This is a genomic window from Shouchella xiaoxiensis, from assembly GCF_016907895.1.
Classification (GTDB): Bacteria; Bacillota; Bacilli; order Bacillales; family Bacillaceae_D; genus Shouchella; species Shouchella xiaoxiensis.
In genome coordinates this window covers 414,147-435,715 of sequence record NZ_JAFBCV010000001.1, presented here as the reverse complement: position 1 = coordinate 435,715, position 21,569 = coordinate 414,147, and the positions used below count along the sequence as shown (strand labels likewise).

Genomic DNA, 21,569 nt, shown 5'->3' with positions numbered 1-21,569 from the left:
TTGTTTAGCTTTGTTCCTATTCTTTTACCGCTCCAATCATCATTCCAGATATTAAATAACGCTGAAGGAATGGGTAAACCAACACGATTGGTACGGTTGCGACAACGATCGTGGCAAGCTGAATCGTTTGTGATGAGGTCGGAATAATGACCGAGCCGACGACATTCTGCATATTGGCTGCCTGCTGCTGCACGATGATTTCATACAGCTTCATTTGAATTGGATAAAGTGCTTCATTCGAAATATAAAGCCTTGCCGTCATAAAGTCATTCCACTGATAAACTCCGTTAAACAAAGCAATTGTTGCTAAAACCGGCGTTGATAACGGCAGGATAATTTGCAGGAAGATTCGCCATACTCCTGCCCCGTCAATCCGCGCTGATTCTTCAAGCGAAACCGGAATTTCGCGGAAAAAGTTCATGAGGATCAACATGTTATAAAAGCTAAACAATGCCGGAATGATGTAGACAAGAAAATTATCAAGCAAGCCAAGTGAACGAATTAATAAGTAGAATGGAATCATTCCGCCGCTGAAGAACATCGTTCCTACGCCTAAAGCAATAAAAAGCTTGCGCCCAATTAAATCTTGTTTACTCATCGCGTACGCAACCATTGCCGTGAAAAAGACTGAAGTGGTTACCCCAATAACCGTTTTCAAAACAGAAATCATAAAAGAGTTCCAGATCGATGGATCGTTAAAAACAACACGATAGGCATCTAGTGAAAAGTTCTCTGGCCATAAGCGAATGCCAGGGCTTGCAAGGGAGGCCGAACTGCTAAATGAACCAACAATGACATCCCATATTGGAAAGACAATCAGAATGGAAAACAGAATCATAAAGATAACGTTTAATGCGTTAAACAGCCTGTTTTCCTTAACAGCCGTTTTATTTTTTTTAAAAGGCATCTTTGATTTAGGTTGAAGTACAGCCATAAAAACCTCCTCCTAGAAGATTGATCGATTGTTGAGCTTCTTCGTAATTTTGTGTGTAATGATGACAAGGATTAAAGATACGATCGAAATCGCTAACCCTACTGCTGTTGCATAAGAGAAATCGCCTTGAACGAGACCAATTTTGAACACGTACGAGTCAATTACTTCGGCGCGAGACGCATTTAACGGATTAATTAACACGAGCGTCTGATCAAGGTTTGAGCCGAGTAACCCACCGACCGCCAATACAAACATTAGTGCAATGATAAAGGACATCAGTGGTAAGGTAATATGCCAAATTTGCTGAAGCTTTGTTGCCCCGTCGATCTTAGCAGCTTCGTAATAGGTAGGATCAATGCTCGACATCGTTGCCAAGTAAATAATCGTGCCCCAGCCAACGCTTTTCCAAACGTCTGAAAGAACCGCGATCATCCAATAATTTGAAGGTTCGACGAGAAAGTTAATCGGTTCACTGATAATACCAATCATCATTAGAAAACTGTTAAGTAAGCCAGTAGTAGACAACCAACTTGTTAACATTCCACCAACAACAATCCATGAAAGGAAGTGTGGTAAGTAAGAAATGGTTTGGACCGACCGTTTAAACAAACCTGCTCGTAATTCAAAGATTAAGATAGCGAGTAAAATAGGTGACGTAAAGCCAATAAGTAGTTTTAAAAAGCTAATCGCAAGCGTGTTTTTTACCGCACTCCAGAAGAAAGGATCAGTAAAGGCAATGCGGAAGTTTTCGAGCCCGACCCAAGGGGCGGACGCAATCGTATCTGTTACAGTAAAGCTTTTAAACGCAACCACAATGCCATAAATCGGAATGTACGTAAAAACAATCATAAAAAGAATACCTGGAATAACCATCATTTGAAGCGGTAGCTGCTGTTTGTATCGCTTGAAAAAACTTGCTTTCTTATACATTTAAAACCAAGCCTCCTTTTAAAAGCGCTTACACGATCGAATGTTAACGTTATCATTTATCTGCAAAAATCTGCCTCAATGATTTGCTTTGAACACAGATTTGTTTTTTCTTAATTCTGGTGTAATCATTTTGTGAATGAGCGGTGTATCTGGTTGTTCCATCCGCTCTACTAAAACCTTCGCCAGCTCTTGACCAACTTGATAAACAGGCTGATGCACTGTCGTAATCGCTGGATCGGTTAACCGTTCATACCCTAAGCCATCAAATCCGGCAATCGATAAATCATGAGGAACATTTTTTTTCATTAATCTGGCAGCTCGAATCGCTCCGAGAGCCAATTCATCGCTCATGCAAAATAGAGCCGTTATAGTCGTTCGTTCAAGCAATTCAATTGTTTTTATGTAACCTACGTCTTCTTTATTTTCCGCAAATTCAATTCGCTCCGATAAAAAAGGAATACCGTTGTCACTTAGTGCTTGCTTATAGCCGTTAATTCGATCAGACACGAACTGGCGATTTTCATTAATAACAATTAAGCCAATGTCACGATGTCCGAGCGCAATCAAGTATTGTACCATTTCATATGCACCTTGATAATTATCAACATCAACCCAATCATAATTCGGTAATGAATGACCAAAAAGGACCACAGGGACATCAAACTTTTCCTTAATGAGATTCTCCTGATCGGCGGTCACGCTCATCGTAATGATCCCGTCGCACTTATACGGATGATCCCACTCTCTCCGGACAAGGAAAGAATAATGCCGTTCACTTAAGCCATCACTAACGCCTGCTAGAAAGTGCATCGCAAACGGATTGGTCAACTTAATATTTTGTGAGATAAAGATATGTACAACACGGGTTTTCTTCGTCACAAGTGCTTTTGCCGCTTGATTTCCTTGATACTGCAGCTCTGACATGACTTTAAGAATTCGATTTCGCGTCTCTTCTTTTACAATTTCAGGAGTGTTAATCACCCGCGAAACGGTAATGGTAGAGACACCAGCTGCTTGTGCAACTTCTTTCATGTTTGTCATAGTTCACCTGTCCCAACCAAAATGATAGCGTTAACATTTTGTATTATAATATGCTAGATGAGAGCCGTCAATTCAATTTTTGAAAATTAGCACGTCTATTTAAAAAAACGCAGTGAGTTTACTCCTCACTGCGCCTCTCTTATTTCCGATGCTTATGCAGAAATTCTAAGATCGTCTCAAACATCGTAATTCTATTTTCCAGTTTAGTGAAGCCATGCCCTTCATCATCAAAAACGAGATAGTCTACATCGGTCCCCTGCTCACGGAGCGCGTTAACAATTTGATCCGATTCTTCTTTAACAACGCGAGGATCGTTCGCGCCCTGCACAACAAGCATTGGTTTCGTCATTTGCGCTAAATAAGTTACCGGTGAATCCTCCGTCATTTTTTCTTTATCTCGCTCCGGATGTCCAACCCAGCGCTCCATAATTGGTTTCCACGACTCAGGGACGGATTTAGAAAAGCTAAATAAGTTGGAAACCCCGCAAATATCAACAACGCTTGTGAACCGTTCAGGGTGACGACCGTGGAGCAGCAGCGACATATAACCTCCATAGCTCCCTCCAAGCACGATAAGCTTTCCTTCTTCAATGTCTCCTTTTCCGCTTAAAAAGTCGAGACCTGCAAGGATGTCAAAGCGTGGTCCGTCGCCCCAGTCTCGTTCCACTAGTTTTGTATATTCAGCCCCGTAACGCGTTGACCCACGGTAGTTTGGCGAATAGACACGATAGCCTTCATAGGCAAGGATTTGATGCCATGATGAAAAGGAGAGCACATCCGCATGCTGTGGCCCACCATGCGGAAATACAATCGTATAACCGTTATCCTTTTCTTGTTTTGGTTTAAAAAACAGCCCTTCTATCTCCTTCTCATCAAAAGATCGATAGCGAATCACTTCAGGCTCAACCATATCTGCTTCTTCAACACCTAGCACAGCTACATCCGTTAGCTGCTCCCACTCGTTCTCGTTTTGTTTATACAAATTACTCGGTTTCGTTGCGGTTGAACCATTCAGATAAAGCTTCCCTGCCCGACTCATAGTGATTTGAGCAATGCTCGTAACCGGCAAATTAATTTCTTCATACATGCCTGTCTCAATTGTATAGGCATAAAGCTTGTCTTGAACGCCTGCTGATGTTACCAAATAAACCGTTTTTTCATCTTTTGCTAACACCAGTTCTGTTACGGATTCCCCATCCATTTCTACTAGCTTGGTAAATTCTTTAGTAGCCGAATTGTAGATTGCCAGATAAGCTTGATCGGATTCATGATTGGTTGCCAGCAACACTCTACCGTCATCCAATAATACGGTCGCATTCGTTACGTGCTCTTTCGCGTCTGGAATAAGCGGTTCACTTTTACCTTGATGAAGAAGATAACCTATTTCAACCGTATTGGAATACATCTCCGTGTAGATAATCGTCTGTTCGTCCTTACTAACACTACCAAACATGGTCATGGCTTTTGTGCCTTCTAGGAGCGTTTCGCTTTGGCGCGTTTCAACATCCATTACGCATAAATCAAAAAACGTTTTATTCGTTTGGTTGGTGCCATAATACATGCGCTTCCCGTCTTCTGAGAATGCGTGCACAATAAACTTCGTCTTTTCCTCACGCAATAGCGGAACAACCTGCCCACCTTCTTTTGGAATAGCGTAGACTTGCTGATCCTCGTCACCATCATTGTCAAAACTAATATAAAGATGTGTTCCGTCTTTACTAAAGCGCAAATCATACACAGTTTGACCCGTATTCGTTAACTGGTATGGAAAGCGTCTCTTGAGGTCCATCGCCCAAACTTCCGGAACACCCGTAAAGTCTACTTTGAAAGCAACGGTTTGTTCATCAGGGCTGACGGCAAAGAGGCCTATTTGAAAGGTTTTGAGAAAAGAGCGGACATCTGGTTTTTTGAACGTTATCATAAAATCATCTCCTTTTTTTAATACTATAAAGAAAAAAATAGACTAAATCTTTCTATTTACAAAATAGATAAAAATTAGTGCAAAGAAGACAAATAGGTATGAAAAACCTTTCGAAATTCACTGGCTTTTTTCTGTGACAGCGGCAAAACTTCGCCGTTTTTCATAATCAGATCGGATTGTTTAATCTCTTGCACATACGCTAAGTGCACGACATAACTAACATACGGGCTTTGAAACGCGAAATTAGCTGTCTTTTCCATCACTTCTTTTAAGCGCAGGGATGTTTGATACCGCTCTGCCTTTGTTTGGATAAATACTTTGCGGTTATTATTCTCAAAATACACGATGTCCTCAATTACTTCTTCTCTCATACCTCCTGGTACGGGTATTTGCAAGGTTGGTTGCGCGAAAGGAAACTCTTTTTCCCACTCATACAATTTACTTTCTTCCCAGTCAGCAGCAATATCTGTAATAATCAGTTTTCTACCTTTTTCCAAGGCAACTTGTTTTAACTGTTGTTGTAAAGAGGAAAGTGCCTCAAAAAACAAGCTCTCTTCAATTGCAATCACATGAGGAACTTCAGATGTTGCAGCAAGCGCATCTATGGTTTGATACTGATTAACGTCCCTGTATACGCTGCTTCGCTCTGCTCGTTTAATTAAACATGACACATGATCAATATGTGGCCCTTTACCAATTAAAGCAATTTGTAATTTCATAAAACTCCCCTTTATCTGGTCTAGTGACTATTTACGACAAAAAAGAGTGCATTCCTGCACCCTTTTTTGAGTTTCCTTTTAATCGCTAACTTGTTTTAAAAAAACGTAGCTTGTTTTTCCATAGCCCATTTTATCCTCATAAAATCTGTGGGCATCCTTTCGCTGTAAACCTGACGAGAGAGAAACACGTTTAATCTTTTTTTCCCTAGCGTACTCATGCACAAATGATAGCAGCTTTTCTCCGTAACCTAGTGAACGCTTCTCTTTATCCGTTATTAAATCACACACCCAAATAAACCGACCATTGTAAAGTGTCGTCATTTCTTTAAAGCCGACAACAGCCGCTATCTCCTCTGCTTCATACAAAGCATAGAGCAGATAGCGATCGACGTTAACTGCCTCAGCAACTAAGTCCATGTACATCGCTTCCGTCAAATGCGTTCGCAGCTGATGCATAATCGGGTATGCCTCACGCCAGTCTTCAACCCTTTTTAAGGATCTGATGGTTGTAGGTTTCATTGGTTTCTCCTCCTTTAACGTTGGTTAAAGTATACAAACGATCTGGCATGTTCAAAATAACCAGTTATAATAAAATAACCAATGCCAGATTACAGAAGGAAGTGTTTTATGTTTGAACTGACGATTCATCTTCAATCAGATAGCAGCACGCCGCTTTATCTACAGCTTTATAACGCTATTAAAGTAGACATTCATGCCGGTTCACTAAGCTCAGGCACAAAGCTGCCGTCTAAACGCAAACTTGCACAACATCTTGGAATTAGTACACTAACGGTTGAGAACGCGTATGGGCAATTAAAAGCAGAAGGGTATCTTGTGAGCAAGCCGCGGCAAGGGGTATACGTGGAGCAATTGCAGCAGCTAGAGCACGCTTCTTTACCAGCTTTAATGAATCAACATCCCTCTCGTTCCGAGAAACCAGAGCCGACGATTGACTTTCATTACGGTCGAATTGATACGGAACACTTCCCCCATAATCAGTGGCGGAAGGCAACGCTAGAAGCTTTGAACAACGATGATTTTCTTAATACTGGCAACTCAAAAGGTGAACAGCTTTTACGTGAGGAAATTGCGCTTTACTTGTTTCAATCAAGGGGCGTTCGCTGTTCACCTGAACAAATTATCATCGGAGCGGGAACACAGCACTTACTTCTGCTGCTCACTACGCTGTTTGATCACAGCAAAGACATTGCTTTTGAAGAACCAGGATTTCATCGCTCCAAAAAGACATTTAAACAACAAGGTTTTCAACTAAGCCCTATCACGCTCGATCAAGAAGGCATGAATTTGCAAGAACTCAAACAAAGCTCTGCAAAGCTTGCTTATGTCACGCCATCGCACCAATTTCCTACGGGCGTGATTATGTCAATTTCACGGCGTCAAGCTCTGTTAAACTGGGCCGAGAACGTTTCTGGCTATGTGGTTGAAGACGATTACGATGGTGAATTCCGCTTTAAAGGGCGTCCAATTCCCAGCTTACAAGGAATTGATTCAGCCAACAGAGTCATTTACCTTGGTACATTTTCCAAATCATTGATTCCTTCTGCCCGAATGAGCTATATGATTTTACCAAATAAGCTCTTACGATCCTTCCAGCAGCTAACTCCAAGTCCAAAGCAGAGTGTCTCACGATTCGAGCAAAACATTTTCTATCACTTTATGAAAAAGGGCTACTGGGAGCGTCACCTTAATAAGATGCGAACGGTCTACCGCCGAAAGTACGAGGCCCTTACAACGGCTATTGCGAAGCATTTTGGCGATAGTGCTCGCATCATCGGTGATCCCGCTGGACTGCATCTTTTGCTTGAGATTAACACGCATTTATCGGAGAGAACGATTGAAATGCGAGCTGAAGCAGAAGGTGTCCGTATCTACCCTGCTTCTATTTATTACGAAAAACAGCGCATATATAAAAAACCTGTACTTTTACTAGGATTTGGTGGATTAACCATTCGTGAAATTGAGACAGGCATTGCCGTGTTAAAGGAGATAAGTAGTGAACCAATTTGAACTTAAACCGCTCGTTCGGTATCTTTTCAACCTTCTCGACTGTTCAAGCTCTATCGCACAGTTAAAATAAGTAAATTGGCTGAGCGTAAGCAACGCGCTCACCCTTGCTCCCCTTTTAGTCAATTGCCCTATGACATATGATTTAATTCTTTTACTCGTTGCTTTATGAGGTTTCAGACTTGTTCAAAACGGCAATTGATAAAGGAAAGAGGGGGTTGACATGTTACAACAAGATGAATGGCTGTTGCTAAAAAAAGAACTCCGTCAGTTAAAGAAAGAAAAGCAAAACCCTTGTTTTTATCGCGGAAATCAGCGATTTATTGATCAACATATACAATTTATGGAATGCGTTATTTCATCCTACGACCACTATGATCAGCATTGATCGTAGTTTTTTTCTAAAAATAAAGCTTATTTTCTTCATTTGTAAAGCGATTGTGAAGACTCTGTGTGAAACCGTGGATTGTGTTGCTAATGGCAAGAAAACGATCTATAATAAGCACACATCAATACTGATTTGTAATCCCAAAGGGGAGTAGCATAAAAGTAGCTGTCGTCATTACAGGAGCAATCCTCGGCACTACTGGCAACGCTTTTGTTGCTTGCGAGACCTTTGTCCAATTGATTTTGGGCAAAGGTCTCGTTTTTTTTTGACCTTTGCCCGACCATTTACTAAGGAGGCAATCGTTATGTCAAAATTATCAAAGCTACTAAAATCCAAAGCCGTTCATCAAGGGATAAAGCAAGCTCAAAAACATGTCGTTCCATTCATCAAAAAAGAACTTGCCAAGCGGAAGGGACAGTCAAAGGGGTAATGGCTTGTCCAGCGTCATCCTACCTTTTTTACGTTTCAACTATTAAATGGGTGAAAAAGCGCCAAGGTGTTTCAATTGTTGATCACCATCCTGATTTAACATTTCTCGGTATGGGTCGGAGTGCCGTCGTCTTTAAGCTAAAGCATGAGCCACGCGTCATAAAGGTGTTTTATCCCCCTTTTGAACAGACGGCCGTGCAGGAAAAACAAAACTACGACAAGGTCCAGGGCATTCGTTTTTATCCAAAAATATATGAAAGTGGCCCAAACTATCTTGTGATGGATTTCATTGCCGGTAAAACATTTTTTCAATGCCTAGCTGAAGGCATTCCGTTAAAGGATTCCTATGTAAAGCAAGTCGATACAGCATTAGTAGAAGCGCGCAATAAAGGATTAAATCCCTCAGATATTCATCTACACAACCTGCTTGTTATGAGTGATGATCAGGTACGAATTATTGATATTGCGCGCTTTTCCCAGACCAAGCGCTGCCCACAGTGGCAAGATCTAAAAAAAGGCTATCAAACGCATTATCACCGGTTTTATTTCCCGAAAAAAGTCCCAAAGTGGCTAATGAACGGTGTTGCCTGGTTTTATCAACGCCTAAAAACAGAAAAAGCGGATTGAGTAGTCTCCTACTCAATCCGCTTTTTTGTACACATGTGAAAACATCCATGCTTCAAATTGCGTAAACGACTCCTCCGAAAGAGGTTCCGGATACGACATGATGTTTAAATAAATCGGCTGTAAATCTTCTGCTAAAGCTGGCTGTGTGTAACCCAAGCCGCTAAAGTGAAATCCGTTCCGCTCATAAAACCCCACTCTTCGGTGCTCAAGATCTGCTTGAGGAGGCTCCACTTCAATTCGAACTGGTTTATTTACGAGAGATAGAAACGCTTTTAATAACGTTGTCCCCAATCCCCCATTACGAAACGATTCTTTTACAGCAAAGTGTTCGAGAAAAACAAATTCATTTGTTTGCCAAGTCGCGAAAAAAGCCCCGATTTCATTGTTCTTTTGATGGATGTAGACGGTATACTCTGGCTTTTCCAGCAATGCCCGTTGTTTTTCATAAGGTCTGAATTCATCCGGTGGAAAGCTTTGTGTCATTAAATCATACAGTTCATTGAACTGATCTTGTTGCATTTCTACTAGCATGATCTGCTCCTTCTTGGTTGCCTCGGTTTGCAACTTGGATGTGGTAATGTATTTCTGGCTGATACTTTAAAAGCTGAATCAACTCCAAAGTCATTTGGTCTTTAGGAACTGTAAAATCTGATTGAATCCACTTTATAATTAATCCCCATAAACCGTACGCGCGATACGTAAACCAAACATCTAAATCAAGCCTTTCTTTGCTCAGTTCCTTTATATATTGTAAATGATTCTACTAAATAGTTCTCATAATAAATTCTTGCTCATGGCTACAATTTTTCTTTTCCGATCATACTGATGCTAGAGGTGATTCTATGTGCGGACGATTTACACTGTACTCAAGTGCAGAAGAACTGGAAACAGAATTCGGCTTTCCTTTCCCCTTTATTCAACCAAATTACAATGTCGCTCCAACACAAAACATCATGGCCATTGTTGGTAATCAAGCAGAAACAAAAGCCGGCTGGATGCATTGGGGCTTGGTTCCTTATTGGGCGAAAGAAAAGAAGATCAGAAACCGGATGATCAACGCCAGAAGTGAGACAGCTGATGAAAAGCCGGCGTTTAAGCGCTTATTAGCGAATAGACGCTGTTTAGTTGTCGCCAATCGCTTTTATGAATGGAAACGAGAACAAGACTCAAAACATCCCTATTTAATTGGGGTAAAAAATTCACCCATTTTAACGTTTGCTGGGCTCTGGGATCGCTGGAAAGACCCAGCAACTGGCGAGGTGCTTATTTCTTGTACGATTTTAACAACGGCTCCAAATGACTTTATGTCAGACCTACATGATCGGATGCCCGTCATCCTGAATGAAGGAAATCGACAGGCGTGGCTAGATGCTGACATACGTGATTCTGAAAAACTTAAACAGCTGTTAGTTCCTTATTCGAGTGATCATATGACAGCCTACGAAGTAAGCAAAGCGGTCAATAATCCCCGTAATAATGAAGCAAGCTTGATCGAGCCGCTTGTATAAGCGCAAAGCCTCCTTTTCTATGGGAGCTTTTTGTGCGGGGACATTTTCTTACGCGAGGAAATTAGCAGGAATAATTCACCTTTTTCTTGAAAAAAAAGCATACCAATAGCTAAGGGGCGTTGCGCGTTGGAAAGAATCATAGGCTTTGTGCTTTTATTACCTCTATTTTTTTTCGGAGGCTGTTCCACGGAAGGGAGTACCGAACAGTCAATTGCCCACGACGAGCTTAAGAATAATCCAGAAGTAGATCTATTTATTTTAAATCATTCCGTTTACAAAATTACAAATACTGATGCTGTCTATATGGATGAAGATGAATTAACGCTCATCGGTGAAATTGAGCGCGTTTACGAAGAAGGGAAAGAGCTAGGAGAGAATATGGCAACGCTGCTGCCGGTCGGGACAACGTTATTCCAACTTGAAGGAGAACCGATTATTTATGCTAAAATCGAACAAGGCTACCTTTCTTATGAGAGCATTTCAGAAGGATAGGCTGCTTATAAAAAGTGTAAAAGTCGATCACAACAATACTAGAAGAAACTGGTGAAAAAAATGAAGAAAACGTTCATACCGCTAGGCGTTTTTGTACTCTTGCTGTACCTCTTGCACTGCACACCTGAGCTTGCTTTAAGAACGCACCTAGCCTTAATAGGTTATCCTGGCAAGGCATTCACAACAGATTTTGAAGTAGACGATTTACATGTTGATGCAGAACGACTTGCAGCCGACAATACCGCTATTTATATCGTCAATTCGCCACCTATCGAACGAACAACACAAGGTGATCTCCGCATTTTTTCTGTGACGAAACACTTCGGCTTTTTTTACAGTGCGTCCTTTTATGGCGACACATAAGTCTTAGTTTTTAACCTGAATAACGATAGAGCAAGTGAAAGTAAGATAGTGAAAGATACATAAACTAGCCATGTATTCACATTAAAATACTGACTGTTCATTTGGTTTTCAAACCCGCTTGTTATCGCCTCAATATAGGCGTGATTGGATTCTGCAAAACCTCCGTAGTCATTATACCTTTCTAGCAACGTATCGCGATAGCCTTCGAGTGACTGGACTTGCCAGTAAACGCCTATGGTTACATGAACGCCGAGCACGAGCATCACAAGAATTGCTGGTAGCGGGCGAATTTGTTTTTCCCGTAAAATCGCTGAAAGAAAGAGTACGATCGTTAGCGTAAGAATAGCCAAGAAAGGCAGTGCGATCAATGCCAGATTCCCCATTGAGCTATAAGGAGGCGTATCATTTGCCAGCTGATGACTAAAACAAAAGAGCCCAGCCGTCAGCACATAACAACTAAGCAGAACGATTCCTTTGATCAAGCTTTACCAACTCCTGTATAAGCTTTTTTTAAGACAGGTCGGAAGAGTCGACTTGCTCTAAGATGGTCGGTCCGCTTCCTCGCAGCCATGCTCTTCTCGTAGAAAAGAAGAAAAGCACAAAACGGCTTTTCTTCTTATAGCTTCTCTTTTAACAAATCCGTATTAATTCCACCGAACGTCAGCTTACTATCCGCTTCGCTTTCAATTAGTTCTTTTAACGCTTTCATCGTCGGATCAAAATCCACATGCCTATCAAGTAGAAAACTCATCTCATATTCAATTTCGATCCAAGTAGCAAGATCTGCTTCATTATGTTGAATCTGTGCCTCAAGCTTATCAAGAGCATTGGCAACTTTCGCTTCATACGTATCTTTGTTCTCGAATTCGAACCAGAGCTGATAGAGCTCTTCACCTAATTCATCGCCAAGAATGGAGCGAATTCGCTCAATTGATTTCACTTCATTTATTAATTTCTGCTGCTTTCTTTCTTCATCATTCATCGTATCAAAAGCCGGTATGTCTCCTGCATCAGCCTCAACAAGATCATGAATAATAATCATTTTTAACAGGCGTGCCGTATCAACCTTTTGTGAAAGATGCGGCTCAATCAGCACGGCCATTAAAGACATTCGCCATGTATGCTCAGCCACACTTTCTTGTCTACCATTAGAAAGCCAGCTGTGCCTCAACTCATACTTTAATTTTTCTGCAAGTTTAATAATCTCTAATACGCTAAGCAAACTGTTCTTCATCAGGTTCCCTCCAATAATACATCTTCTCTTTTTCTATCTATTATAAATGACTGAATCCGTATGTAAATCTAAATTTTCTATAAATTATTCAATATTTTTACATGATTTCATTACACTGCACCTTAGCCCCTAATCTAACTGGCTTACTTATCAAGACAACATACAAACTCTTGCTTAAAACGACCTCACATGTGTGACGCTTTGATCAAAATATTGTTTTACACTGTACTAGCAGGCTGCATCACGCGCTATAGCACGACTAAGTATTTCGACAAACATTGACTATATACGACATTTATGGTAATTTAAATTGAATTTTAACAATTCTTAATAAGGATAAAGGAGGGGGGTACCATATGACAAATGAGTTGCCTGCTGGGTTTATCTATGTTTCTGACGTTGTTCTCGATATTATTGAAGATATTAAATATTACTCTTCTGATAATTTTCTTGGTGTACGTGTTGAAGGCTATGAAAGTCCTCGTGCAGTTTCTACGATTTCAGCTGCTAAAGCTTTACAAAAAGCAACTAGCCAATTGAAAAAGGATGGATACAGCTTAAAGATCTTTGACGCTTATCGGCCAAAGCGGGCTGTCGACCATTTTCTACGTTGGGTAAATGATCTAGAGGATACAAAGACTAAAGCCATTTTCTATCCAGACATAAAAAAAGACCAGTTAATTAAAAACGGTTACATTGGTCCAAATTCCAGACATTCAAGTGGTAGTGCCTTTGATGTAACACTGGTTAATCGAATGACAGGTCAAGAATTAGATATGGGCACCGTATTTGATTTCTTTGGACAGAAATCACATCACGGCACTCATTTAATTACCAGTGAGCAAACCCAAAACAGACACATCTTAAAACGAGCAATGGTTGAAAATGGATTCCAGGCAATCAAAGAAGAATGGTGGCATTATCAATTGGAAGATGAACCATACCCTCTCACGGCATTTAATTTTATCGTCAAATAGATCAACAACATTAAAAAAAGCAAATCGATTACATATTAAAAATAATCATGTATGAAAGGAAATGTATATTCACTGAAGTACGATAGCTTCTGATTATACTAGGTATATCATGGATAGTTTAATTCATTCAGAAAGTACACTTTTAATTTGGATGGTCGTTATTTCTGTCGTTGCACTGGCACTGACTCTTGAAAAGAAATTCACATGGGCAGCAAAAATCAGCGCGACGATGATTTGCCTATTTGCCGGACTTGCTTTAGCAAATGTAGGCCTTATTCCATTTGAGTCTACTGTATATTCGAATATTACCGGTATTCTTTTACCACTTTCAATCCCCTTACTACTGCTACAATGTGACTTAAGAAAAATCTTCAAGGAATCCGGACATATGTTCATCACATTTAATGTTGTTGCGGTTGCATGTTTTCTCGGAGCGTTACTTATTCCTTTATTCCTTGGCGGCATGGACGGCATTAAAGAATATGCTGCCGCTCAAACAGGTGGCTGGATAGGGGGAACTGTAAACGTTGTTTCGTTATCGCAGGTTTTTGCTTTAAATCCTGAGTGGTTATTCGGTATTACCATCGTTGGCAATCTGTTTGTTGGACTGATGATTGGTGTTCAAGGACTGCTTTATCAATCTTCTTTCTTTAAAAAGCACTTAAGATATGGCAGTTCTGAAGAAGATATGGATCATTTTGATGAACAAAGTAGACAGACGGAAAAAAATCCGCTTACTATCGTCTCTATTTTTCAGGCTTTAGCTGTCGGTTTTATTATTCTCGCTGCCTCTTCTTTAATTGCAGATCAAGTAAACAGCATTGAAAATACGTCTTTTGTAATTCAACAGATTTTCGGCAACATCTATATTTTAATGACGATCATCACCACTATTTTAGCGACGCTCTTCCCGAAAATCCTCGGAAATATTAGTGGTGCTGACAAGATTGGTATGGTCTTACTATTAATGTGGTTTGTGACGGTCGGCACTACTGCAAATATCGGTATGGTTATTGAATCTGGCGTTGTTGTCTTCCTACTGTACACCGCTGTAACAATCTTCGCTGCACTTATCATCCTCTCACTCGGAAAAGTATTCAAGTGGAGAATTGAAAATATGTTTATCTCATTAAACGCCTGTATCGGTGGCCCTCCAACAGTCGTTGCTTTAATCGCGGCTCAGAAATGGAGAAAATTACTTGTACCGGCAATTCTTGTCGCACTATACGGCATCATTATCGGTAATATCGCCGGTATTGCAGTCGGCAATATTTGGGGTGCATTGCCTTTTACGGATTAGGCTACCTTTTTAAGGAGATCAATCATTTAAGGAACGAGCTAAGAATACGGGCTCGTTCTTTTTTAGTTGTGCTCATACTTAATCAAACCAATAACAAAAAGCAGTAAAATATACAGCGGTGCATAACCATAGAGTAGTAGCTCAAGCAATTCCCAAGCGAACCACTTGCTTAGATAAATAAAACTAGCTAGAAATGCTATGACGAGGGCACTTACTAGAATCGCACGAGTGGACAGCGCAAACCAGCTCCGAACTAAAAGCGAAACAGCGATTAACAATAAGACAAGCATAATTACGAGGAGACTAACCCAGCTTACCTTTACCCAGTTAACAGCATTCGTCCCTTTAAACTGTAGCGACTGAGACCAGCTAATTGTATAGAGTAGCAACAGGAATACACTTGCCCAAGCAAGCTTTCGTTTACGAAGGTATAGGTAGATTAGCGGCGTAGTATACATTAATAAGATCATCATTTGTACCTCTCTACTCTTTAGTAGAATTCTACCGAATCATACTCTTTCCAAAGTATCCAGTCTGTGTTCGTATGACTCTTATCAATAAGAGCTGGATCTTTTTGATAAATTGCCTTTGCTAAAGATTTAAAAAAGGCATTTTCACTCGGTAAGTCGACTATTGACTCTAAATGGAGCCAATGGTCCGTAGAGTAAAATAGGTCATAGCCTGGCGACAGTTGCGTACCGTTAAACAGTTCTTCTTGATCGATCCACAATTTCTTAAGAAAGGCTCTATTGTTAATTGTTTGGCGCAGGAACATGACGATTTCTTGTTCAGGCCTAAGCGACTGTTGGAATGAATCATCTAGTCTAAAGGTAAAAAAATGCTCTTTTATCATTAAGTATACTGGCTTTTTTGTAAACTTAGGCTGGAATCCAACATAATCGTTGTCACCATACTCATATTCCACACCGTCTTGATTCACAATTAAAAAAGGCTCATCGTCAATAAATGTAATTCCCTCCTTATCAAGCTCACTACCTATCAAAAAAACATCAACAGCTGGTCCAACTACAGAGAGCTGATAAATTTGAATGGCGATCAACCAATTCTCTCCGTTTACAAAGACATCTAGTTTTCCCTTTACGAAATCAACGTTTTGATTATCTAACACAAAGCCTGTTTCTGCTAGCGTATCATCCAGCCGCTTAAGAATGTCTCTTTCCGTTTTCATCGATACACCTCTTGTAGAAGTTATAGTTTCTTTTATTAAACGTGATCGAGTGAATCATGTCTTGTGTAAGATTAAGTAAGCGCAACATACTTTAACTTCAATTGGCTATAGGCTGCCGCAAACACATGCGCTGACGTGAGCCGATTAATTGTTTTAATTTCTTCTATTGTCTTATAGATGCCTTTAAATATTCTTTTCGGTAAATATCTGCCAAATCTTCGTAAATCCAGTACTCTTCATATCCAACAATCGGAAAATAGATCGTAATAGCTCCAACTCTTACTTCCTTTTGCTCCATAGAGGCTCCCCTGTTTCATCTTGGTTTACTCCCGCACTCTCCCGCAGAAAAGCAACCGTTGCTTGCAATGAATCAACACTAGCCCGGTACGTCGCTCTCTTCGTCCCACCCGTGAACTTGTTTGCCCATATCGGGATATGCGGCACTCCAATTTCGTGGCCAGCACCTTGATAAACGTTTTGTCTAATGGTTTCTTTCGTCATTCGTGCGTTATAGCGTTTTATATCAAATGTAGCATCTTCTTCACCCATGATGAGTAAGTACGCTTTATTCGTTTCTTCAATTGGGATAGTCGCTTTGTCGACTCCGTCCTCATACAGAGCGTCATACCAAATCCCCACGCCATTTTCTCCTTTTAAATAAAGTGATTTGCAGTGCCTTGCCGTTTCTACAGGATTAACGGGTGAGGCATATGGAAGTGCTTCTCCGCGGTACGTCCACGCTGGCGGAAGCGCTAGAGTATCTGTCCAGGGAACAATGCCCGCAAACGAAATCGCCGACCCGTTAAGAGATACCGCTGCTTTAATCTTATCAAACAGTACAGCTGACCAAAGTGCGACCTCACCGCCACGGGACACGCCATGAATGGCCAGCCAATCTTGCTTGACATCCTCACGCTCCGATAGCCAGGCAATTGCCTGTTCAATTATTTCAAGCGGGATCTCTGTTAACGTTTCTGAAAGTCCTTCTACACCAAAGTAGGCGACGGCGAATGTATGGAACCCATAACCAGCAAGAATGCTTGCATAGAAGTCATTAATTCCCCCTTCTGAACCAGAAACAACAATAACCGTAGGGCGTGGTTTACTGTCCTCCTGTACGTAGTAGTTTCCGATCAATTGGCCCGTTTCCACAGGAATCACTTTTATTTCTTTTCCATGCCATATTTTCGTTAATGATCTACTCGCTACTTCTGTATCCTCATGCCAAACTGATAAATCAAATTGATGAGGAACGAGACGCTCGTAATGCTCACCTTTATTTTCGCTTTTTTCTGTTATTTCCATTGACCAGAACAAGCCCATCGGTTCTGTACCTTCATAACTACCGCTGACCAGTTCAGAAGTTGATAGATCAACGTTTCCTAATTGGTCTGCTCGAAAAACAGCTTCCGACTTCCGCTTGATAATTGAAGCCTTTGTCACCGCTCGGCGCTCAAGCACGAGCGTATACAATTCTGTTGGTACAAGACCCGTTATGCATAGTTCCAGCGGTTCCTCCATTTGCGACGTCCATTTGTTTGACTTTTCCTGAATCGTACCCAACACATCTCCTCCAAACAGCTATTCTCCTTACATCGTTGTAGAGTAACTAAGACTGTAAGCGTATGTCATTTCGTTGTTTAATTGCTATACTAATTATAGCAATTAATTAAATTCGTACTAGGACATATGGCAGAAAAAGAGAAAATTCATCCAAATACACTAGAGGTGATTCAAATAAAAATCGTAGATGAAAACCAACAATCAAGAAAATTGCTCAATCAAGTCCTTTCTCGTCCACTCTTCGCCCACTTATCAACGGTCGAGAATGGCGCGCCCCGTGACTCCCCCATTTGGTTCTTATGGGAAGAAGACGCTCTGTGGTTTATCGGAAACCTTCACTCAGATTCGTTTCCAACTCGAGTGAAAAACAACCCTCATTGCGCGGTAGGTATTGTCGATTATGATCAAACAACGGGGCTTGTCCATCACGTCGGGTTTCGCGGTCAGGGGCAGCTTCTTCCTCCTGATTCAAGCCGGGCGAAGCGCCTCTTTACACGCTATATGGGCAGTGAAGAACAGTGGAACCAACGTTTTACAGCCGTTCTCACTAATCCTGACTGGATTTGGATTAAAATGATACCCGAAACAGTCGTTATTCGCGATCAATCCTACAGCCGCCCTTCATCCTCTCTTTGATTTCGCACTTGAGCGCCGTTCGTGGTATCGTTTAGGAAAGACGCATGGGAGAGGTTTACTATGGAACAAAAACAAGCACTTATCATTGGTGCGAGTGGTCTTGTCGGTTCTCACCTCATTCGTGAGCTACTGTCGAATGATCAATATGCTCAAGTCACAGCACTTGTGCGCAAGCCACTTGGACTCACACACCCAAAGCTTCAAGAACACATGATTGATTTTGACCGCTTAGAAGAAGAATATCCAGACGTACATGCAGACGATGTCTTTTGCTGCTTAGGTACAACGATTAAAAAAGCAAAAACAAAGAAAAAGATGTATACAATTGACGTGGAGTATCCGTACACAGTTGCCCGTCTAGCTCGCGCTCGAGGAATGCAACATCTTCTGCTCGTCAGCTCCGTTGGGGCCAACCCTCACTCTCGTTTCTTTTATTCACGCATTAAAGGCGAGCTGGAAGATAAGCTGATCGCTCTTAATTTGCCGTCTCTATCGATTTTTCGTCCATCACTCTTAGTTGGAGACCGAGCAGAATTTCGCTTCGGTGAAAAACTGGCAACTCGTTTTTATCAAGTTGTCTCTCCAGTTTTGCCGACCTCTTTAAAAACAACAATTGGAATTGAAGCAAACACAGTCGCCAAAGCGATGGTGCGCGTTGCCGCGATTAAACCAAACCGTTTTGTGCTATTTGATGCTTCCGATATGGTGAAATTACGATAAAAAAGCGTGCCGCGGCACGCTTTTTTTAAGCTGTTCGATTAAATTTCTTTTCAAGCTCAATTCGAGAAATACCAAAGCCTGATTTCACGCCTTGAACAAAGCCTTGTTGGTAGGTTTTCGCCTCTTCGCCAAACTTGTCTTGTTTCATCAGATGGTTGTCATTGATTTGGTCGATGACGAAATTGATGCTCTTTTCGTTAACGGTTTGTTCACCTTGGAGAACAATAGCCAAGTACGCTGCAGCCTGCTCGTAGGCAAAGCTCAATCCCTCAAACATCCCTTCATGAAACTCCCGCGGCGTGTTTTTTAATTCTTCAATCGCCTCTTCAGGAATGTCGCTTTTATAATAGGTTTCTTGAATGGATTCATACAGACTTTTTTGACTGAGCTCGCGATTGTTTTGGGCTAGTTGTTGGAACAACTTCGCTGCTTCCTCTATTTTTTCTCTCATTGCTAACTCCTCCTTTTTGTATTCAAAATCTCGCACCATTCGATTAACGACATTCCGATAAGCTTGATTCATGCCTTTTGAAATCGTTTGTAATTCGCCGGTGTCCTTTTCCACTTGCTCTCTTGTTACTTGTTCCATTTGAATAAAATCTTTAATGCAATCTTCAATCTTCGCTCCCCTAAACATCCGTTTGCGGTATTCCATTTCGTTCCTCCTGACTTATTTTTTGAAAACTTCTACAGTTAGAATAGCAAACTTGTTTACATATGTAAACAAGTTTGCACAAAAAAAGATCCCGCTATGCGGAATCTTCACGTTTGTTGCTTAAAAGCTGCTTCATCCATGTAAAGAAACTCCCATAAATGACCGTCTAAATCAGTAAAGCTCCAGCCGTACATAAAGCCATGATCTTGGGGCTCGTTGTAAGGCGTTGCCCCCGCAGCAAACGCCCGGTTGACAATGGCTTCAACTTCCTCTCTGCTTTCAAGTGACAGCGCTAAAATCGCTTCTGCTACTTTACTTGTATCCGCGACTTCTCGTTTCGTAAAAGCTCGGAATCGGTCTTCCTCCAATAGCATGACAAAGATGGAATCGTTTACGACCATACAGGTTGTTGTTTCATTTTCAAACTGTTCGTTGAAACGAAAACCGAGCTCTGAGAAAAATGCTTTTGATCGTTGCAGGTTTTTTATTGGTAAATTTATAAAAACTTGTTTCGGTTGACTGTTCATCTTTCGACCTCCTTACGTTTCATTCTTTCACGCTCTGAACTTTTTACTCACCCTGTTGCTCTTTACGCTTATCTAAGTCATCCATTTCCCCCATCCTCACCTCACTTAATCCCAAATATGCGGACGATCAAGCTTCATTGTCCGCATATAATCAAGCAGCTGCCCCGTATGAACAGCTTCATGATAAGCAATACGCAAAATCATATCACCAAGTGTGCGCACATAGCCCACATCCGAGCGATCAATCTTCAGCTCATTTAGCTCACAGATTGATCGACTACTTATGTATTGCACGTATGCTTCCCGATGTGGTTTAGCAAATTGAAGCTCGCCCTCCACCTGCAAGAGAGGCTTGCCTTCGTATGGATTGTGTAAAGACTGCCCGTGTGCGGTGCCCCGCGCTAGCAACATCTGATGGTACAAAGCTTCTCCTTCCAGCACATGCCTAATCATTTGCCGACACGATAGAGCCTGTTCATCGGGACGCCAGTTTACATGTTCCTCCGGAATTGCTCTCCAGACGCGTTCGCTTCTTCGCCTTATTTCTTGGCTATTCATGACTAACCATTCTACTTGATCCATATTCATTCCTGCCTCCAAGCAATTTATTTCGTTTTTTCTAATAGTATCACGCAACAACTTCGGTTATGATCGAAGTATCGTTGTTTAAGGAGGATTTAGCATGGCCAATGTACCTGACATCGCAAAGACGGCTAAACTGCTCGCCGATTCTTCACGGGCTGTTTTTTTGAATGCGTTAATGGAAGTTGATGGTCTGCCAGCTTCTGCCCTTGCCCAGCAAGCGGGAATAACGTTACAAACAGCAAGCAGCCACTTACATCAATTGATTGAAGGGCAACTTATTAAAGTCGAACAGCATGGGCGTCATAAATACTACCGGCTTGCTAGTGTTGAAGTGGCCCAAGTGATTGAGGCATTAAGCGCGCTTGCTCCAAAGCCAGCTGTTCACTCGTTTAACAGCTACAGCGCTTCACAAAAACTCCGTAAAGCCAGAAGCTGTTACGACCACTTAGCTGGAGCACTTGGCGTTATGCTTACGGATTACTTTGTTAAACAGAGCTATCTGATTGAATCAAATGATTTAAACTATGAAGTCACTTTCGAGGGGATGATTTTTTTCACTAGTATGGGAATTGACCTCACCGCACTCCAAAAACAGCGGCGGCAATTTGCTCGCAGATGCCTTGATTGGAGTGAGCGGCGCTATCATTTAGCTGGCTCGCTTGGACATGCCGTCATGAATCAACTCATTACGAGAAAATGGATTGTGCAGCAACCAAAGCGCGTCGTTAGCGTGACAGAGCTCGGGGCAGCCTCTTTTCAAGCTGAATTTGGACTAACCCTCTCCTAAAAAAAAGCTCTTCCGCAGA

Annotated in this window: 28 protein-coding genes; 12 read left to right on the top strand and 16 right to left on the bottom strand. The window is 41.4% G+C overall.

Annotated elements, in window-relative coordinates:
- Nucleotides 1-16 precede the first annotated feature (16 nt).
- From JOC54_RS02280 to JOC54_RS02255, 6 genes are all read right to left on the bottom strand, one after another.
- Nucleotides 17-907 carry a carbohydrate ABC transporter permease gene (locus tag JOC54_RS02280; protein WP_204464446.1) on the bottom strand — a complete coding sequence of 297 codons (891 nt, stop codon included), beginning with the start codon at nt 905-907 and terminating at the stop codon, nt 17-19.
- Between the two features lie 39 nt (nt 908-946).
- Nucleotides 947-1,864, bottom strand: coding sequence for an ABC transporter permease (locus JOC54_RS02275; protein ID WP_054792527.1), 918 nt, complete (start codon nt 1,862-1,864; stop codon nt 947-949).
- Nucleotides 1,865-1,939: 75 nt separating this feature from the next.
- Nucleotides 1,940-2,896: a LacI family DNA-binding transcriptional regulator gene (locus JOC54_RS02270; protein WP_204464144.1), complete on the bottom strand. Its 957-nt coding sequence runs from the start codon at nt 2,894-2,896 to the stop codon at nt 1,940-1,942.
- A 148-nt stretch (nt 2,897-3,044) separates the two neighbouring features.
- On the bottom strand, nt 3,045-4,826 hold the full coding sequence (locus JOC54_RS02265; protein WP_204464143.1) for a S9 family peptidase: 1,782 nt from the start codon (nt 4,824-4,826) through the stop codon (nt 3,045-3,047).
- A 74-nt stretch (nt 4,827-4,900) separates the two neighbouring features.
- Nucleotides 4,901-5,545: a LytTR family DNA-binding domain-containing protein gene (locus JOC54_RS02260; protein ID WP_204464142.1), complete on the bottom strand. Its 645-nt coding sequence runs from the start codon at nt 5,543-5,545 to the stop codon at nt 4,901-4,903.
- A 78-nt stretch (nt 5,546-5,623) separates the two neighbouring features.
- Entirely contained in the window at nt 5,624-6,064 is a 441-nt protein-coding gene (locus JOC54_RS02255; protein WP_204464141.1) for a GNAT family N-acetyltransferase, read from the bottom strand.
- A gap of 108 nt (nt 6,065-6,172) precedes the next feature.
- Between JOC54_RS02255 and pdxR the strand changes: the two genes are divergently transcribed.
- The 4 genes from pdxR (at nt 6,173) to JOC54_RS02240 (ending at nt 9,014) form a co-directional block, all read left to right on the top strand.
- Nucleotides 6,173-7,573, top strand: coding sequence for a MocR-like pyridoxine biosynthesis transcription factor PdxR (gene pdxR / locus JOC54_RS02250; RefSeq protein WP_204464140.1), 1,401 nt, complete (start codon nt 6,173-6,175; stop codon nt 7,571-7,573).
- A 220-nt stretch (nt 7,574-7,793) separates the two neighbouring features.
- On the top strand, nt 7,794-7,958 hold the full coding sequence (locus JOC54_RS02245; protein ID WP_204464139.1) for a hypothetical protein: 165 nt from the start codon (nt 7,794-7,796) through the stop codon (nt 7,956-7,958).
- A gap of 304 nt (nt 7,959-8,262) precedes the next feature.
- Entirely contained in the window at nt 8,263-8,388 is a 126-nt protein-coding gene (locus tag JOC54_RS23105; RefSeq protein ID WP_275582669.1) for a hypothetical protein, read from the top strand.
- A complete protein-coding gene (locus tag JOC54_RS02240; protein ID WP_204464137.1) occupies nt 8,388-9,014 on the top strand; it encodes a protein kinase family protein in 627 nt (208 codons plus the stop codon). The genes JOC54_RS23105 and JOC54_RS02240 overlap by 1 nt, the downstream gene beginning before the upstream one ends.
- Nucleotides 9,015-9,026: 12 nt before the next feature.
- Here JOC54_RS02240 and JOC54_RS02235 read toward each other — a convergent pair whose 3' ends face one another.
- Nucleotides 9,027-9,545 (bottom strand): GNAT family N-acetyltransferase, encoded by a 519-nt coding sequence (locus tag JOC54_RS02235; protein ID WP_204464136.1) that lies wholly within the window; start codon nt 9,543-9,545, stop codon nt 9,027-9,029.
- 311 nt (nt 9,546-9,856) lie between these two features.
- Here JOC54_RS02235 and JOC54_RS02230 point away from each other — a divergent pair, with 311 nt between their 5' ends.
- The 3 genes from JOC54_RS02230 to JOC54_RS02220 all read left to right on the top strand — a co-directional run bounded on the left by JOC54_RS02230 (nt 9,857) and on the right by JOC54_RS02220 (nt 11,377).
- Nucleotides 9,857-10,522, top strand: coding sequence for an SOS response-associated peptidase (locus JOC54_RS02230; RefSeq protein WP_204464134.1), 666 nt, complete (start codon nt 9,857-9,859; stop codon nt 10,520-10,522).
- A 126-nt stretch (nt 10,523-10,648) separates the two neighbouring features.
- A complete protein-coding gene (locus tag JOC54_RS02225) occupies nt 10,649-11,014 on the top strand; it encodes a hypothetical protein (RefSeq protein WP_204464133.1) in 366 nt (121 codons plus the stop codon).
- Between the two features lie 60 nt (nt 11,015-11,074).
- Nucleotides 11,075-11,377, top strand: a complete 303-nt coding sequence (locus JOC54_RS02220) for a YjcN family protein (RefSeq protein WP_204464132.1) — start codon at nt 11,075-11,077, stop codon at nt 11,375-11,377.
- On the opposite strand, the gene JOC54_RS02215 is transcribed toward JOC54_RS02220, so the two are convergent.
- Together JOC54_RS02215 and JOC54_RS02210 are read right to left on the bottom strand one after the other, a co-directional pair.
- On the bottom strand, nt 11,362-11,859 hold the full coding sequence (locus JOC54_RS02215) for a hypothetical protein (protein ID WP_204464131.1): 498 nt from the start codon (nt 11,857-11,859) through the stop codon (nt 11,362-11,364). The two genes, JOC54_RS02220 and JOC54_RS02215, sit on opposite strands and share 16 nt — an antisense overlap.
- Before the next feature lie 134 nt (nt 11,860-11,993).
- Nucleotides 11,994-12,611, bottom strand: coding sequence for an HD domain-containing protein (locus JOC54_RS02210; protein WP_204464130.1), 618 nt, complete (start codon nt 12,609-12,611; stop codon nt 11,994-11,996).
- A 356-nt stretch (nt 12,612-12,967) separates the two neighbouring features.
- Here JOC54_RS02210 and JOC54_RS02205 point away from each other — a divergent pair, with 356 nt between their 5' ends.
- Entirely contained in the window at nt 12,968-13,588 is a 621-nt protein-coding gene (locus tag JOC54_RS02205) for a M15 family metallopeptidase (protein ID WP_051990821.1), read from the top strand.
- Nucleotides 13,589-13,697: 109 nt separating this feature from the next.
- The gene (locus JOC54_RS02200) at nt 13,698-14,888 is read left to right on the top strand and encodes a DUF819 family protein (protein WP_204464129.1); all 1,191 of its coding nucleotides are present in this window, start codon (nt 13,698-13,700) and stop codon (nt 14,886-14,888) included.
- 62 nt (nt 14,889-14,950) lie between these two features.
- Here JOC54_RS02200 and JOC54_RS02195 read toward each other — a convergent pair whose 3' ends face one another.
- From JOC54_RS02195 to JOC54_RS02185, 4 genes are all read right to left on the bottom strand, one after another.
- A complete protein-coding gene (locus JOC54_RS02195; protein WP_204464127.1) occupies nt 14,951-15,361 on the bottom strand; it encodes a hypothetical protein in 411 nt (136 codons plus the stop codon).
- Between the two features lie 17 nt (nt 15,362-15,378).
- Nucleotides 15,379-16,077, bottom strand: coding sequence for a DUF7003 family protein (locus JOC54_RS02190; protein ID WP_204464125.1), 699 nt, complete (start codon nt 16,075-16,077; stop codon nt 15,379-15,381).
- Between the two features lie 163 nt (nt 16,078-16,240).
- A complete protein-coding gene (locus JOC54_RS23100; protein WP_275582666.1) occupies nt 16,241-16,375 on the bottom strand; it encodes a hypothetical protein in 135 nt (44 codons plus the stop codon).
- Nucleotides 16,357-17,640, bottom strand: coding sequence for an acyl-CoA thioesterase/bile acid-CoA:amino acid N-acyltransferase family protein (locus JOC54_RS02185; RefSeq protein ID WP_204464122.1), 1,284 nt, complete (start codon nt 17,638-17,640; stop codon nt 16,357-16,359). The genes JOC54_RS23100 and JOC54_RS02185 overlap by 19 nt, the downstream gene beginning before the upstream one ends.
- A 126-nt stretch (nt 17,641-17,766) precedes the next feature.
- On the opposite strand from JOC54_RS02185, the gene JOC54_RS02180 reads away from it, so the two are divergent.
- Together JOC54_RS02180 and JOC54_RS02175 are read left to right on the top strand one after the other, a co-directional pair.
- Nucleotides 17,767-18,276 (top strand): pyridoxamine 5'-phosphate oxidase family protein, encoded by a 510-nt coding sequence (locus JOC54_RS02180; protein ID WP_204464114.1) that lies wholly within the window; start codon nt 17,767-17,769, stop codon nt 18,274-18,276.
- A 60-nt stretch (nt 18,277-18,336) separates the two neighbouring features.
- Entirely contained in the window at nt 18,337-18,996 is a 660-nt protein-coding gene (locus JOC54_RS02175) for an NAD-dependent epimerase/dehydratase family protein (protein ID WP_204464112.1), read from the top strand.
- A 25-nt stretch (nt 18,997-19,021) separates the two neighbouring features.
- Here JOC54_RS02175 and JOC54_RS02170 read toward each other — a convergent pair whose 3' ends face one another.
- The 3 genes from JOC54_RS02170 to JOC54_RS02160 all read right to left on the bottom strand — a co-directional run bounded on the left by JOC54_RS02170 (nt 19,022) and on the right by JOC54_RS02160 (nt 20,760).
- Nucleotides 19,022-19,651: a hypothetical protein gene (locus JOC54_RS02170; protein ID WP_204464110.1), complete on the bottom strand. Its 630-nt coding sequence runs from the start codon at nt 19,649-19,651 to the stop codon at nt 19,022-19,024.
- Between the two features lie 107 nt (nt 19,652-19,758).
- On the bottom strand, nt 19,759-20,178 hold the full coding sequence (locus JOC54_RS02165) for a VOC family protein (RefSeq protein ID WP_204464108.1): 420 nt from the start codon (nt 20,176-20,178) through the stop codon (nt 19,759-19,761).
- A gap of 105 nt (nt 20,179-20,283) precedes the next feature.
- On the bottom strand, nt 20,284-20,760 hold the full coding sequence (locus tag JOC54_RS02160) for a DinB family protein (protein WP_204464445.1): 477 nt from the start codon (nt 20,758-20,760) through the stop codon (nt 20,284-20,286).
- A 100-nt stretch (nt 20,761-20,860) separates the two neighbouring features.
- Here JOC54_RS02160 and JOC54_RS02155 point away from each other — a divergent pair, with 100 nt between their 5' ends.
- Nucleotides 20,861-21,550 (top strand): ArsR/SmtB family transcription factor, encoded by a 690-nt coding sequence (locus tag JOC54_RS02155; protein ID WP_204464106.1) that lies wholly within the window; start codon nt 20,861-20,863, stop codon nt 21,548-21,550.
- The last annotated feature ends 19 nt before the right edge of the window (nt 21,551-21,569 follow it).